The sequence below is a fragment of the Winogradskya humida genome (genome assembly GCF_016862215.1).
GTDB classification, from domain to species: domain Bacteria; phylum Actinomycetota; class Actinomycetes; order Mycobacteriales; family Micromonosporaceae; genus Actinoplanes; species Actinoplanes humidus.
On the sequence record NZ_BOMN01000048.1, the window covers coordinates 36437 to 49293 of the forward strand.

Consider the following 12857-nt stretch of genomic DNA (forward strand, 5'->3'; position numbering starts at 1 on the left):
GCAGCAGGACCAGGGGCAGCATGACCAAGCGCGGCAGGGCCTGGAAGCGGGCCAGGAGCCGGGTTATATCCGGCCGAGCAGTCCCGGGCCTGGGACGGGCGGTCGGCAGTCCTGAGCGTGGCTCAGAGGTAGAGGCCGGTGCCGTCCGATTCGACGCGGTCGGCGGCGACGGCGTGGACGTCGCGTTCGCGGAGGAGGACGTACTCCTGGCCGTGGAGTTCTACCTCGGAGCGTTCCTCAGGGTCGAAGAGGACCCGGTCGCCGACGACGATGGAGCGGACGTTCGGGCCGACGCCGACGGCTTTGGCCCAGGAGAGGCGGCGGCCCATGGAGGCGGTGGCCGGGATGACGATGCCGGAGCTGGAGCGGCGTTCGCCTTCGCCGCCGTCGAGGCGGACGAGGACCCGGTCGTGCAGCATGCGGACCGGCAGCCCGGCCTCGGTCTGGGTGTCGGTGCTCACGGCTGTGACGGTACGCCCGCGCCTGCCGGGTACGTGTGCCGGTCTCGACTACGGTGGGTTGGGCCCGAGGCGGGGCTGGGGTGACTACGGCGAGGGGGTGGGCGGTTGAGCCGCTTGCAACGGGTCCGGTCCAACCTGCGTAAGGCGTACGAGTCGGGGCGGGAGTCGGTGCGGATGGCTCGCACCGATGAGCCGGCGACCGTGGACGAGGTCGAGTACGAGTTGCCCGCGCCGCCGGCGACCTTCGAGCATCATTCGACGGCCAGTCAGGATGATGCCGAGGTGCCGCATTCGTTGCGGATCGCGGCGGCGTGGTCGTGGCGGCTGATCGTGGTCGGGGTGGTCGGCTGGGTGTTGCTGCACTTCATCGGCATCATCAGCATCGTCGTCATTCCGCTCGCCATCGCGTTGCTGCTTTCCGCGTTGCTGGCTCCGGCCGTCGGGTGGTTGTCGAAGGCTCGTCTGCCACCTTCGCTGGCGACGTTCCTGGTGCTGATCTGCGGGCTCGCCGCGGTCGCCGGGACGTTGACGCTGGTGGTCACCCAGTTCGTCGACGGGTTGCCGCAGTTGACGAACAAGGCGAGTGCGGGTATCCGGCAGATCCAGGACTGGGCGCGTACGGGGCCGCTGCATCTGTCGGATGCGCAGGTCAACCAGGCTATCGACTCGGCGCAGGATTGGATCAACTCGAACACGTCGCAGCTGACGGCGACCGGTGTGGCGACCGCGGCGACTCTTTTCGAGTTGCTGACCGGGGCGCTGCTGGTGCTTTTCGCGACGTTCTTCTTCCTGCGGGACGGCCGCAAGATCTGGCGCTTCCTGGTACGCCTCTTCCCGGTCAACGCCCGCTGGAGCCTCTCCGACGCCGGTGACGCCTCGTGGGCGACGCTCGGTGCCTACGTCCGCGCGACCGTCCTGGTCGCCTTCATCGACGCGACCGGCATCGGGCTGGCCCTGGTGATTCTGAAGGTCCCGTTCCCGTTCCCGCTCGCGGCGCTCGTCTTCCTGGGCGCTTTCGTGCCGATCGTGGGCGCGAGCGTGTCGGGTGCGGTGGCCGTGCTGGTGGCGCTCGTCGATCAGGGCTGGATCGCGGCGGTGATCGTGCTCGGCGCGGTGATCCTGGTCCAGCAGGTCGAGGGGCACGTCCTGCAGCCGCTGATCATGGGCCGCGCGGTGGCGATCCATCCCCTGGTCGTGATCATCGGAATCGCCTCGGGCGTGGTGCTGGCCGGCATCATCGGCGCGCTGGTCGCCGTGCCACTGATCGCCGTCCTGAACACCGGCGTCCGCCGCCTGGCCCGCCGCCGCCCCGAAATCCCCCCGGACGCCGTGGTCGTCACCGCGGGCGAAAGAACCTGACCCGGCAGGAAAGCCGGGCCAGGCGGGTCAGGACTTGGCGAGGCGTTGGAGGGCGCCGAGGGCGACCTCCTGGCGGGTTGTGTACCAGAACGGTGGCAGCGAATTGCGCAGGAAAGCGCCGTAACCGCGGGCTGTCTCCAGCCGGGAGTCCAGGACCGCGACCACGCCCTTGTCGCCCGTGGAGCGGATGAGGCGCCCGACGCCCTGTGCGAGCCGGATCGCCGCGATCGGCACGCTGACCGCCGAGAAGCCTGAGCCGCCCGTGGCGTCCACCGCGGCGGCGCGGGCGGCGGCCAGGGGCTCGTCGGGGCGGGGGAACGGGAGCCGGTCGATCACCACGAGCTGGCAGGCGTCGCCGGGGACGTCGACGCCCTGCCAGAGGGACATGACGCCGAACAGGCAGCTTTCCTTCTGCTCCTTGAACTTGCGGACCAGGATCGGCAGGGTCTCCTCGCCCTGGACCAGGATCGGGAGGTCGGTGCGGGCGCGGAGCAGCTCGGCGGCCTGGGTGGCGGCCTTGCGGGAGGAGAAGAGCCCGAGGGTACGCCCGCCGAGCGCCTCGACGAGCTTCAGCAGCTCCTCGCCGGCCTGGTCGGGCAGGCCGGAGGCGGCGGGGCGGGGCAGGTGGGACGCGACATAGAGGATGCCCTGTTTCGGGTAGTCGAACGGCGAGCCGACGTCCATCGAGGTCCAGCCGTCGCCCGAGACCGGTGTCGCGTCGGGGGTGAGGCCGGCGCGCGGTGCCGGGGCGGGGGAACCCGCCGGGAGGCCGAGGGCGCGGGCAACGGTGTCGAAGCGGCCGCCCAGGGTCAGGGTCGCCGAGGTCGCGACCACGGTGCGCTCGTCGTAGAGCCGGGAGGCCAGGGTGCCCGCGACCGAGAGCGGGGCGACCACGATCGCGCGGCGGCCGTTGCCGAGGTCGCTCTTCTCCACCCAGGCGACGTCGAACTCGGACTCTTCCAGAAGACGCTGGGCGGTGGTCGAGAGCTCGTCGAGGGTGGCCTTGGCCTGCTGTTTGCGCACCGGGTCGGGATCGTCCGACTTGATGTCGCCGATGGTCTCGAGGCCCCGGCGGGTGGCCGTCTCGATGAGGAGCACGGCCTGGTGCAGGTGCGGGGGCAGCCCGGTGGTGAGCCGGCCGGCCGGGATGTCGGCGAGCCCCACGGTGAGCGAGTCGGCGGCTTCGGCCAGGGAATCCGCGACGTCCTGGGGGAGCAGCGTGCGGGACCGTTTGGCGGCCCGCTCGACCGCCTCGGGGGTCAGCTCGGCCTGGGCGGCGGAGGAGACCCGGTCGGCGAGCTCGTGCGCCTCGTCGACGATCAGGAGCTTGTGCGGCGGGACGATGTTGCGCTCCGCGAGCATGTCGACCGCGAGCAGGCTGTGGTTCGTCACCACGATGTCGGCCTCGCGGGCGCGTACGCGTGAGGCCTCCGCAAAACAATCCGCACCGTACGGGCAGCGCGCGACCCCGGGGCAGTCACGCGACGGCATCGAGACCTGACGCCAGGCGGTCTCGTCGACGCCCGGGTCCAGCTCGTCCCGGTCGCCGGTCTCGGTCTTCTCCGCCCAGGACTGGATCCGCAGGATCTGCTTGCCGAGCTTGCCCGCCTCACCGAGCCACTGGGTCGCGCGCGGCGGAGCGTCGTCGAACAGCGTGTCGGTCGGCGCTTCCTCATCGGCGTGTTCGAGCTTGGCCACGCAGAGGTAGTGGTGGCGGCCCTTGAGCACGGCGAAGGTGGGGCGGCGGCCCAGCACCGGCTCCACCGCGTCGGCGAGCCGGGGCAGGTCACGCTCGACCAGCTGGTGCTGCAGCGCGAGTGTGGCCGTCGACACCACGACGGGGCCGTCCACGAGCAGCGCCGGTGTCAGGTAGGCGAGCGACTTGCCGGTGCCCGTGCCGGCCTGGACGAGCAGGTGCTCCCGCTCCTTGACGGCGCGCTCGATCGCCTCCGCCATCTGCTCCTGGCCGGGTCGGGTGGAACCACCGGGCACGGCGCCGACCGCGGCGGTGAGCAGGTCTTTGGCGGAGGCGCGCTTGCGGCGGGACTTGGCGGGGGCAGTCACAGCGAAGACCGTACCCGGGACCACCGACAGAAGCGTCGCACCAGTAGGGTCTTGTCATGCGGAGTGAGATGGTCCGGGTCGTCTACACGAAGTACGACGGTTCGGCTCACCGGGATTACCCAGCTCGCCGCCTCAACGAGGATGACCTGGGGATCTGGGTCGGCGTGACGCGCGGGACGAAGTCGGTCTACCACGGCCACCCGTCCGTCGAGCAGATCCCGTTCGTGCTGCTCGTCCCGCATCACGCGTGGTGGACCGGCATGTTCAACCCGCCACCGCGCACCAGCGAGGTCTACTGCGACATCACCACCCCGGCGCGCTGGGAGGGTGACACGGTCCACATGATCGACCTCGATCTGGACGTCTCGCGCCGTCGCGACTCCGGGCTGGTCGAGCTGCGCGACGAGGACGAGTTCGAGGAGCACCGGGTTCTGTTCGGCTACACCGACGAGGTCGTCACCGAGGCCCGCGCCGCGGCCGGGCGGCTTTTCGGGGCGCTCGGCGACGGCACCGAGCCGTTCGCCACGGCGTACCGAAAATGGCTATCGGCCGTCGCCGACTGAGGCGAGTTTGGCCGGGTTGAGCTGGCTGTAGAGAGCGGTGATGCGACCGTCGCCGCTGATCGCCGCCGTGATCACCGCGAAGGCGTCGCCGCGGACCACGACGCCCGCCGCCCCGTTGACCAGCACCGGCTCGACGGTGAGGTTGCGGGCCTTGCGGGTGAGCAGACCCACCACGAAACGCGCGACCTTGTCCGCACCGTAGACCGGGTTGCGGCCCGCGCTGACCACGCCACCGCCGTCGCTGATCGCCACCACGTCGGGCGCGAGCACCGCCGCCAGCGCCCGCAGATCACCGGACGCGGCCGCCGCCAGGAACGCGTTCAGCACCCGTCGCTGCTCGGCCACGTCCGCGGTGTGCCGCGCCTGGCCCTCCGCGGTGGCTCTGCGGCCCCGGGAGGCGTGCTGCCGGGCCGCCGCGACGGTCGTCCCGAGCACCTCGGCGATCTCCTCGAACGGCACCGCGAACACGTCGTGCAGCACCACCGCGACCCGCTGCTCGGGGGTGAGCTTCTCCAGCACCACGAGCAGGGCGAGGCTGACCTCCTGTCGCTGCGCGACCTGCTCCGCGGGGTCCTCCTGCGGGGAGACGATCGGTTCGGGAAGCCATTGACCGGGGTACGCCTCCCGCCGCACCCGGGCCGACTTGAGCACGTCGAGGCAGATCCGCCCGGTGACAGTCGTGAGCCAGCCCCGCACGTCGCGAATCTCGTCACCACCCACACGGGCGCGGTCGTAGCGCAGCCACGCCTCCTGCACGACATCCTCGGCCTCGGCCCGGCTGCCCAGCATCCGGTAGGCGACCGCGAGCAGGTGCGGTCGCTCGGTCTCGAACTCGTTCACCAATGCGGCGGCCATGGCTGAATTCTGCGCGACGTTGCCCGTGCACGGATGTCACATGTGACACAGTGGTGGGCACTATATCTGCTTTGACCCGATTCGTGTACGGGAGAAAGGGGGGACCGACAGTGGCGCAGGACGTGGCAGCCCTGCTCGGCGGCGTGGCCGGCGTTGCCGGTGTGACCGGTGCGGCGACCCTCGGGATCGCGGCGGCCCGCCGTCCGCGCCCCTATCTGCCGGCGGGCCACGCGGTTGTCGACGCGCGCTACGGCGATCCGCTGCCCGAAGTGCTGCGGCGCGGGCTGGCCGGGCTGACCGTGCCCGTGCGGCCCGGGCCCAACGGCGAGTTGTTCCTGGGGGCGGGAGATCCGAAGCCTGGGCGTACGCTGCGCCGCCTGGTCCTGTCGCCCCTGTTCGCGCGTGCCCGGGCCCGCGGCGGTCGACTCTGCCGGGATCAGCGGGCGCCGTTCCGGCTGGTGGTCGAGGTTGCCGGGCCGACGCGGGACGCGGTTGCGCTGCTCCGGGCGTACAGGATGCTTGATCAGCAGTTGAAAGACCATGCGCCCCTGCTCAGCCGGTGCCTGGACGGCCAGATCGAGCCGGGGGCCGTGACGGTGTCCGTGACCGGGATCGTGGACGTGCGGCAGCTGCTGGCAGGCGAAACCGACAGGTACGCGTTCGCGGACGGCTCGTTCGACGACATCGGCAACCCGGCTGCCCCGCCCGAGCTGGTGCCGATGCTCAGCGAATCGTGGACGCGCCGCTTCGGCTGGGACGGCTGCGAGGTCATGCCGGCAGAGGAACGCCACCACCTGCACGGTCTTGTCGCCGCCGCGCACGAGGATGACCGTACGGTCCGGATCTGTGGGGTGCCGGGCGCGACCAGAACCGCCCGCCGGGCCATCTGGCAGGAACTGCTCGCTGCGGGGGTCGATGTGATCGCCGACGCGGACCTCAGTGGTCTGGCGCGGCAACTGCGCAGGCATCCCGTACGCCAGGACGCGCCACCGCCGTTAACCCGTAGCGCGCAACCTGCCTGAAAGATCCACATAAGCGACCGTTCAAGGTTAACTGGAGATGAACGAACTCTGAACGGGTGCTGAGCGGGGGTAGGCGGGCTCGGCAACCGGGGAGGCGTTTCCTAGCATTCCCTCGAATCCGCCCACCCTTCAGCGAGGTCCGCGCCGTGAAGTTCTCCTTCCGCCCCACCGAGGGCGCCTTCTACGAGCTGTTCACCCGGGCAGCCCAGAACCTCGTGCGCGGCACCGAGCTGCTCAATGAGCTGGCTCTGCCCGGGGTCGACGTGCAGTCGGTCAGCGATCGGCTGACCGACGTCGAGCACGACAGCGACGAGATCACCCACACGCTCTACAAGAAGATCAACTCGACCTTCATCACCCCGTTCGACCGCGCGGACATCTACTCCCTGGGCTCCCAGCTCGACGACGTGATGGACCACCTCGAAGCGGTCGGCAACCTGCTGTACCTCTACGGCCTCACCGAGCTGCCGTCCCTGCCCCGCGAGATGCACGAGCTGGTCAACGTCCTCGACCAGCAGGCGAAGATCACCGCGGACGCGATGCCGAAACTGCGCTCGATGAAGGGCCTCGAGGAGTACTGGATCGAGATCAACCGGCTCGAGAACGACGGCGACCGGGCGTACCGGATGCTGCTCGTCCGCCTCTTCTCCGGCGAGTACGACGCTCTCACCGTGCTCAAGATGAAAGAGGTCGCCGACGAGCTCGAGGCCGCCTGCGACGCGTTCGAGCACGTCGCGAACACGGTCGAGACCATCACGGTCAAGGAGTCCTAGACCTTGTCCCCCGAGCTCGTCGCCACCCTCGCGGTGATCATCGCCGCGATGGCCTTCGACTACACCAACGGCTTCCACGACGCGGCCAACGCCATCGCCACCAGCGTCAGCACCCGCGCGCTGACCCCCCGGGTCGCCCTCGCCATGGCCGCGGTCGGCAACTTCATCGGCACCCACTTCGGCGCCGGCGTCGCCAAAACCGTCGGCGACGGCCTGGTCAAGCTGCCCGAGGGCGTACCCAGCCTCGGCGTGGTCTTCGCCGGCGTCTGCGGCGCCATCGTCTGGAACCTGCTCACCTGGTACTTCGGCCTGCCGTCCAGCTCCTCGCACGCGCTCTTCGGCGGTCTCGTCGGCGCCACCTTCTTCGCCGCCGACGCGAAAATCGAGTGGGGCACCATCACCGACAAGGTGCTCATCCCGATGGTGATCTCGCCGGTCGCCGGCCTGATCCTCGGCTTCGGCGTCATGCTCGCCATCCTCTGGATCTTCCGCCGCGGCAACCCCAGCAAACTCAACCGGGGCTTCCGCATCGCCCAGACCGTCTCCGCCGCCTTCATGTCTGTCGGCCACGGCATGCAGGACGCCGCCAAGACCATGGGCATCATCGTCCTCGCCCTCTACACCGGCGGCTTCCAGGACAGCTCCACCGACATTCCCTGGTGGGTCTTCTGGACCTCAGCCGCCGTCCTCGCCGCCGGCACCTACGCCGGTGGCTGGCGCATCATCCGCACCCTGGGCCGCAAAATCATCGACCTGGGCCCCGCGGAAGGCTTCGCCGCCGAGGTGGTCGCCAGCTCGATCCTGTACTTCAACGCGCTGGTCCTGCACGCCCCGATCTCCACCACCCACACCATCACCTCGGCCATCATGGGCGTCGGCGCCACCAAACGCCTCAACGCCGTCCGCTGGAACGTCGCCGGCAACATCGTCATCGCCTGGATCACCACATTCCCAGCCGCCGCGGCAATCAGCTGCGTCGTCTACTTCTGCGTGCGGCCGCTGTTCCACGCCTGACCACACACGTCACATGATTGAGGCCGTCACCCGACTCGGGTGACGGCCTCACATCCGTTCAGGGCAGCGGAGCGATCACGAGCTTGGCACCGAGCGCTCTGACGATCTTCTCAAGCGTTGCCTGTGTGGGATTAGCTTTGCCTCGCTCGATTCGCGAGATCTCCGACTGCCGCACGCCGGACCGTTCGGCAACCTCCTCCTGTGTCAGGTTGAGTTCCTCGCGGCGTGCGGCGATGCGTTCCCCCATCCCGAAGGTGCGCTCGTCGGCAGCCTTGAAGTGAACCTCGGCTGCGGCCGTGAACGCCAGAACGTCTGGGTCGGTGCTGACGAAGTCCTGCATGACCTCATCGAAAGAACGGTTCATGGGTAACCCTCCCGCTGGGATTATGGGTTATAACACATGTGGTTGTCAAGAGACTAGCGCCGCATGTGGGTGCGGTTCACTGGTCTTGCCTGAACTCCTTGAGGATGGAGCGGGCTCGCCTGATCTCTCGTAGCTGGCGGAACCGCGACGGATCTCTGCCCTTGTTGTAGCCGCCGAGTAAAAGCACGATCCGATCTCCGTAGACGACAAAAAAGATGCGAAGTAGTACTCGTCCACCGCCAGGGATGCCGGAGGGGGGATCGATTCCCGCCTCACTGCAGATCGCTGCCAGGGTTCGACGCACGCGGAACTCGTAGAGGCCTTTCCCGAGGGGCTTGCCCCATTCCGTTTCGCATACGGCATGGCCTCGGGTGGCGAGGACTGTCCTGATCGCGGTAGCGGCAATTGCTCGCTGGTATGGATTGAGTGAGTTAAGAAACGTGGTGAAGGGTTCGCGTCCGGCCCGGGTTTTGCATACTTCGATCGTCCAGGTCGCGGGGGTGGGATCCGGCTGCTTGTTCATGCGCGTCACTCCGTTGTTGAGCTGCATCGAAGGGCATCGGTTGCTCCGCGACTAGGCTAGCGGGGTGACTAGATTTGATCTAGGGTGACGGTGGACACAAAGATGCCCCTGTCCCGGGCGGCGGGACAGGGGCGAGCGGTGCGGGAGGAGGTCAGTAGCTGACACCGATCTCGGCACGGATGGTGTCCATCAGGGTCATGATTTCGAGCGTGGTGGTGTGCGGGACCAGCGGGCTCTCGGGGAAGTTGTGGGCCAGGCAGCGCTGGACCTCGATCGCCTCGAACTGGTAGCCGCTCCCCTCGTAATCAAGGTCGAAGGTTTCGACTTCGCCGCCCCGGATCAGATCGAAGGTGCGGGCGTTGAAGAAGCCCGGCGGGATCTCGATGCGTCCCCGGGTGCCGGTGATGGTCGCGGCGTTGCGGGATTCGCCGGCGATGCTGCAGGTCAGGGTGGCGGCCGCGCCTGAGGCGTAGCCGAGCAGGATGCCGGTGGTCTCGTCCACGTTCTCCGGGGTGAGGGTGGCCCAGCTGTGGACTGTTTCCGGGGCGCCGAGCATGAGGTCGGCGAAGTGGATGGGGTAGACACCCAGGTCGAGCAGGGCGCCGCCGCCGAGGGCGGGGTCGCGCAGGCGGTGGGTGGGTTCGAACGGGCCCTGGAGGCCGAAGTCGGCGTGGAGGGTGACGATGTCGCCGATGGCGCCCTCGGTGATGAGGTCGCGGATTTTGCGGATGGCGGGGTTGCAGCGCATCCACATGGCTTCCATGAGGAAGAGTTCGCGGGTGCGGGCTTCCTGGACGAGCTGGGCGGAGCTGGCCAGGTCGAGGGTCATCGGCTTTTCGATGAGGACCGATTTTCCGCCTTCGAGGCAGACCATCGAGGCGGCGTGGTGGGACGAGTGCGGGGTGGCCACGTAGATCACGTCGACGTCGGGGTCGGCGGCGAGGGCGGCCCAGGAGCCGTGGGCGCGGGCGGCGCCGTGCTTGGTGGCGAAGGCATCGGCGGCTTCCTGGGTGCGGGAGCCGACTGCGGCGAGTTCGGCGCCGGGGACGAGCGGGAGGTCGGACGCGAACGTGGCGGCGATGCCTCCGGTGCCGAGGATGCCCCAGCGGGTGGTCTGAGCGGTCATGATCGCCACGGTATCTCCCGGTGGCGGTCGAGGGGCAGGCATCGCCCGGGCGGTGGGAGGATCGGGGGGTGAGTCTTTCGATGCCGTTGCCGGACGCCATGGTCAAGCGCGCACGTGAGTTTTCCGGTCCGCCGGCGGTGGCGCGGCCCGCGGCGACCGTGGTGCTGCTGGATCCGTCGAGCCGTGACGTCTACCTGCTGAAACGAGCCGGGACGATGGTCTTCGGCGGTGTTTACGCGTTTCCTGGTGGGCGCGTGGATGCGGCTGACCGGCCCGAGACGATTCGCGGGGACTGGGCGCAGCGGCTCGGTGTGCCCGGCGAGCAGGCGCGGGCCGTGGTCGGTGCGGCGATCCGCGAGCTGTTCGAGGAGGCGGGGGTTCTGCTGGCCGGGCCGGTGGGCGAGCCGGACCGTACGGTCGGGGATGTGAGCGGGCCCGAGTGGGAGGCCGATCGGGCGGCTGTCGCGGCGCGGGAGCTGACCCTGGACGCGCTGCTGGCGAAGCGGGAGCTGCGGCTGCGTGACGACCTGCTGTTGCCGTGGTCGCGGTGGATCACGCCGGAGTTCGAGCCGAAGCGGTTCGACACGTGGTTCTTTGTCGCGCTGCTGCCGCAGGCTCAGACGGCACGGGACGTTTCCGGTGAGACCGAGGGGACGACCTGGGTGAGTCTGGACGCTGCCGCGGGCCTGGCGATGCTCCCGCCGACCCGAGTGACTCTGAACCAGCTGGTGGCGTACCGAAAAATGGAAGATCTGGTGGCAGCGAGCGCGAGCAGAAACGCCGCCGTCCCGGTCATGCCCCTGGTGGAGCTGACCGATGACGGCGGCGCCGTGGTGACGATTCCGTGAGGCTCAGCCGAAGCGGCCGGTGATGTAGTCCTCGGTCTTCTTCTCCGTGGGGTTGGAGAAGATCTTCTGCGTGTCGGCGTATTCGATCAGGCGGCCGGGCTCGCCGGTCTTGTCGATCGAGAAGAAGCCGGTCTTGTCGCTGACCCGGGCGGCCTGCTGCATGTTGTGCGTCACGATGATGATCGTGAACTGGTCCTTCAGTTTGAACATCAGGTCCTCGATCGCCAGCGTGGAGATCGGGTCGAGCGCCGAGCAGGGCTCGTCCATGAGGACGACCTGCGGCTGGACCGCGATGGTGCGGGCGATGCAGAGACGCTGCTGCTGGCCGCCGGAGAGGCCGGCGCCGGGGCGGTTGAGCCGGTCCTTGACCTCGTCCCAGAGGTTCGCGGAACGCAGCGACTTCTCGGCCGCGTCGTCCAGCAGGGACTTCTTCTTGACGCCGTTGAGCTTGAGGCCCGCGACCGCGTTCTCGTAGATCGACATCGTCGGGAACGGGTTGGGGCGCTGGAAGACCATGCCGATCATCCGGCGGACCGCGGTGACGTCGACGTCCGGGTCGTAGATGTTCTGGTCGTCGATGGTCAGCCGGCCCTCGATGCGGGCGTTCGGCAGCACCTCGTGCATGCGGTTGATGGACCGCAGGAACGTCGACTTGCCGCAGCCGGACGGGCCGATGAGGGCCGTGATCGTCTTCGGCTCGACGGTCATCGAGATGCTGTCGATCGCCTTGAAGGAACCGTAATAGGACGAGACGTTGCTCGCCTCGATGCGCTTGGCCATGGGGGACACCTCTACTTCAGGACAGCCGGTTGCGGCGGGCGAGCAGCTTCGCTGCGATGGTCAGGATGAGGACCAGGGCGACCAGCGTCAATGCCGCCGTCCATGCGCGGTCGGGGGCATAGCGGGAGGCGTCGCCCGCCTGCTGGTAGACGAAGAGCGACAGCGACGACTGGTTGCCCGCGAACGGGTCCATGTTGATCGCCGCCGCGCCGCCTGCGACGAGCAGCACCGGCGCGGTCTCACCGGCGGCACGGGCGACGGCGAGCATGACGCCCGTGACGATGCCCGGCAACGCGGTGGGGAGGACAACCTTCAAGATCGTCTTCCATTGGGGTACGCCCAGAGCGTACGCACCTTCGCGAAGCGGCCCCGGCACGAGGCGCAGCATCTCCTCGGTCGACCGTACGATCGTCGGCAGCATCAGCACCGTCAGCGCGAGTGACGCCGCGAATCCGGAGAACCGCGGTGTGCCGTCGTTGAACCAGGGGCTGACGATGAGCACCCAGAACGCCAGCACGAACAGGCCGGCGACGATCGACGGGATGCCCGTCATGACGTCGACGAAGAAGCGGACCGTCAGGGCGAACTTGCCGCGGCCGTACTCGACGAGGTAGATCGCGCCGAGGACGCCCAGCGGGACGGCCAGCAGGGTGGCGATGCCGACCTGCTCCAGGGTGCCGATGATGGCGTGGTACGCGCCACCGTTGGCGTCCCGGGCACCGATGTTGTTCATCGACGAGCCGAAGAAGTCGCCGTCGAGGCGGGCGGCACCCTTGGAGACCAGCGTCCACACGACCGAGGCCAGCGGCAGGATCGCCAGCAGGCAGGCCGCGTAGATCATGGTGCGCCAGATCTTGTTCTTCGCGGACCGCTTGCCCTCGACCCGGCTCGCGGCGAAGAAGAGCCCGACCAGGTAGAAGACGATGCCGAGGAACACGACCAGCACCCAGTTGCCGATGCCGGTGCCCAGGACCAGCGCCGCCGAGACGACCAGGGCGACGACAGCGACACCGAGTTCGGCGACGAGCGGAAGCTTCTTGGTCCGGATGTTGTCCGGCGTCATGATGACGCCATCGGTCTCTTGCTCTAAGAGGCTCATACTGAA

At 68.8% G+C, this 12857-nt stretch carries 14 protein-coding genes; 6 read left to right on the forward strand and 8 right to left on the reverse strand.

Annotation, left to right across the window (positions count from 1 at the left end):
* Window positions 1-122: 122 nt before the first annotated feature.
* The gene (locus Ahu01nite_RS19845) at window positions 123-419 is read right to left on the reverse strand and encodes a GroES family chaperonin (protein ID WP_203838072.1); all 297 of its coding nucleotides are present in this window, start codon (window positions 417-419) and stop codon (window positions 123-125) included.
* A 156-nt stretch (window positions 420-575) separates the two neighbouring features.
* Between Ahu01nite_RS19845 and Ahu01nite_RS19850 the strand changes: the two genes are divergently transcribed.
* Window positions 576-1820: an AI-2E family transporter gene (locus Ahu01nite_RS19850; protein WP_203838073.1), complete on the forward strand. Its 1245-nt coding sequence runs from the start codon at window positions 576-578 to the stop codon at window positions 1818-1820.
* A gap of 27 nt (window positions 1821-1847) precedes the next feature.
* On the opposite strand, the gene Ahu01nite_RS19855 is transcribed toward Ahu01nite_RS19850, so the two are convergent.
* The gene (locus Ahu01nite_RS19855) at window positions 1848-3776 is read right to left on the reverse strand and encodes an ATP-dependent DNA helicase (protein ID WP_239158987.1); all 1929 of its coding nucleotides are present in this window, start codon (window positions 3774-3776) and stop codon (window positions 1848-1850) included.
* 164 nt (window positions 3777-3940) lie between these two features.
* Between Ahu01nite_RS19855 and Ahu01nite_RS19860 the strand changes: the two genes are divergently transcribed.
* Complete coding sequence (locus tag Ahu01nite_RS19860) at window positions 3941-4447, forward strand: DUF402 domain-containing protein (RefSeq protein ID WP_203838061.1); 507 nt, start codon at window positions 3941-3943, stop codon at window positions 4445-4447.
* On the opposite strand, the gene sigJ is transcribed toward Ahu01nite_RS19860, so the two are convergent.
* A complete protein-coding gene (sigJ, locus tag Ahu01nite_RS19865) occupies window positions 4427-5302 on the reverse strand; it encodes an RNA polymerase sigma factor SigJ (protein WP_203838062.1) in 876 nt (291 codons plus the stop codon). The two genes, Ahu01nite_RS19860 and sigJ, sit on opposite strands and share 21 nt — an antisense overlap.
* Window positions 5303-5412: 110 nt before the next feature.
* Here sigJ and Ahu01nite_RS19870 point away from each other — a divergent pair, with 110 nt between their 5' ends.
* The 3 genes from Ahu01nite_RS19870 (at window position 5413) to Ahu01nite_RS19880 (ending at window position 8111) form a co-directional block, all read left to right on the forward strand.
* Window positions 5413-6324 (forward strand): PI-PLC domain-containing protein, encoded by a 912-nt coding sequence (locus Ahu01nite_RS19870; protein ID WP_203838063.1) that lies wholly within the window; start codon window positions 5413-5415, stop codon window positions 6322-6324.
* Window positions 6325-6470: 146 nt separating this feature from the next.
* Window positions 6471-7097, forward strand: a complete 627-nt coding sequence (locus Ahu01nite_RS19875) for a DUF47 domain-containing protein (RefSeq protein WP_203838064.1) — start codon at window positions 6471-6473, stop codon at window positions 7095-7097.
* Window positions 7098-7100: 3 nt separating this feature from the next.
* A complete protein-coding gene (locus tag Ahu01nite_RS19880; protein ID WP_203838065.1) occupies window positions 7101-8111 on the forward strand; it encodes an inorganic phosphate transporter in 1011 nt (336 codons plus the stop codon).
* Window positions 8112-8169: 58 nt separating this feature from the next.
* On the opposite strand, the gene Ahu01nite_RS19885 is transcribed toward Ahu01nite_RS19880, so the two are convergent.
* From Ahu01nite_RS19885 to Ahu01nite_RS19895, 3 genes are all read right to left on the reverse strand, one after another.
* The gene (locus Ahu01nite_RS19885; RefSeq protein WP_203838066.1) at window positions 8170-8475 is read right to left on the reverse strand and encodes a helix-turn-helix domain-containing protein; all 306 of its coding nucleotides are present in this window, start codon (window positions 8473-8475) and stop codon (window positions 8170-8172) included.
* Window positions 8476-8551: 76 nt separating this feature from the next.
* Complete coding sequence (locus Ahu01nite_RS19890) at window positions 8552-9025, reverse strand: hypothetical protein (protein WP_203838067.1); 474 nt, start codon at window positions 9023-9025, stop codon at window positions 8552-8554.
* Between the two features lie 124 nt (window positions 9026-9149).
* Entirely contained in the window at window positions 9150-10124 is a 975-nt protein-coding gene (locus tag Ahu01nite_RS19895) for a Gfo/Idh/MocA family protein (protein WP_203838068.1), read from the reverse strand.
* Window positions 10125-10204: 80 nt separating this feature from the next.
* Between Ahu01nite_RS19895 and Ahu01nite_RS19900 the strand changes: the two genes are divergently transcribed.
* The gene (locus Ahu01nite_RS19900) at window positions 10205-10972 is read left to right on the forward strand and encodes an NUDIX hydrolase (protein ID WP_203838074.1); all 768 of its coding nucleotides are present in this window, start codon (window positions 10205-10207) and stop codon (window positions 10970-10972) included.
* 3 nt (window positions 10973-10975) lie between these two features.
* Here the strand turns inward: Ahu01nite_RS19900 and pstB are convergent, their stop codons facing one another.
* Together pstB and pstA are read right to left on the reverse strand one after the other, a co-directional pair.
* Window positions 10976-11752 carry a phosphate ABC transporter ATP-binding protein PstB gene (gene pstB / locus Ahu01nite_RS19905; RefSeq protein ID WP_203838069.1) on the reverse strand — a complete coding sequence of 259 codons (777 nt, stop codon included), beginning with the start codon at window positions 11750-11752 and terminating at the stop codon, window positions 10976-10978.
* 16 nt (window positions 11753-11768) lie between these two features.
* Complete coding sequence (gene pstA, locus Ahu01nite_RS19910; RefSeq protein WP_438874797.1) at window positions 11769-12815, reverse strand: phosphate ABC transporter permease PstA; 1047 nt, start codon at window positions 12813-12815, stop codon at window positions 11769-11771.
* Window positions 12816-12857 lie beyond the last annotated feature (42 nt).

What these genes read in the sequence shown, in the direction of transcription:
- Ahu01nite_RS19890 (WP_203838067.1), bottom strand. Translation starts at nt 9,025, where the DNA reads ATGCAGCTCAACAACGGAGTGACGCGCATGAACAAGCAGCCGGATCCC.
- Ahu01nite_RS19895 (WP_203838068.1), bottom strand. Translation starts at nt 10,124, where the DNA reads ATGACCGCTCAGACCACCCGCTGGGGCATCCTCGGCACCGGAGGCATC.
- Ahu01nite_RS19855 (WP_239158987.1), bottom strand. Translation starts at nt 3,776, where the DNA reads ATGGCGGAGGCGATCGAGCGCGCCGTCAAGGAGCGGGAGCACCTGCTC.
- Ahu01nite_RS19885 (WP_203838066.1), bottom strand. Translation starts at nt 8,475, where the DNA reads ATGAACCGTTCTTTCGATGAGGTCATGCAGGACTTCGTCAGCACCGAC.
- sigJ (WP_203838062.1), bottom strand. Translation starts at nt 5,302, where the DNA reads ATGGCCGCCGCATTGGTGAACGAGTTCGAGACCGAGCGACCGCACCTG.
- Ahu01nite_RS19845 (WP_203838072.1), bottom strand. Translation starts at nt 419, where the DNA reads ATGCTGCACGACCGGGTCCTCGTCCGCCTCGACGGCGGCGAAGGCGAA.
- Ahu01nite_RS19860 (WP_203838061.1), top strand. Translation starts at nt 3,941, where the DNA reads ATGCGGAGTGAGATGGTCCGGGTCGTCTACACGAAGTACGACGGTTCG.
- Ahu01nite_RS19900 (WP_203838074.1), top strand. Translation starts at nt 10,205, where the DNA reads ATGCCGTTGCCGGACGCCATGGTCAAGCGCGCACGTGAGTTTTCCGGT.
- pstA (WP_438874797.1), bottom strand. Translation starts at nt 12,815, where the DNA reads ATGACGCCGGACAACATCCGGACCAAGAAGCTTCCGCTCGTCGCCGAA.
- pstB (WP_203838069.1), bottom strand. Translation starts at nt 11,752, where the DNA reads ATGGCCAAGCGCATCGAGGCGAGCAACGTCTCGTCCTATTACGGTTCC.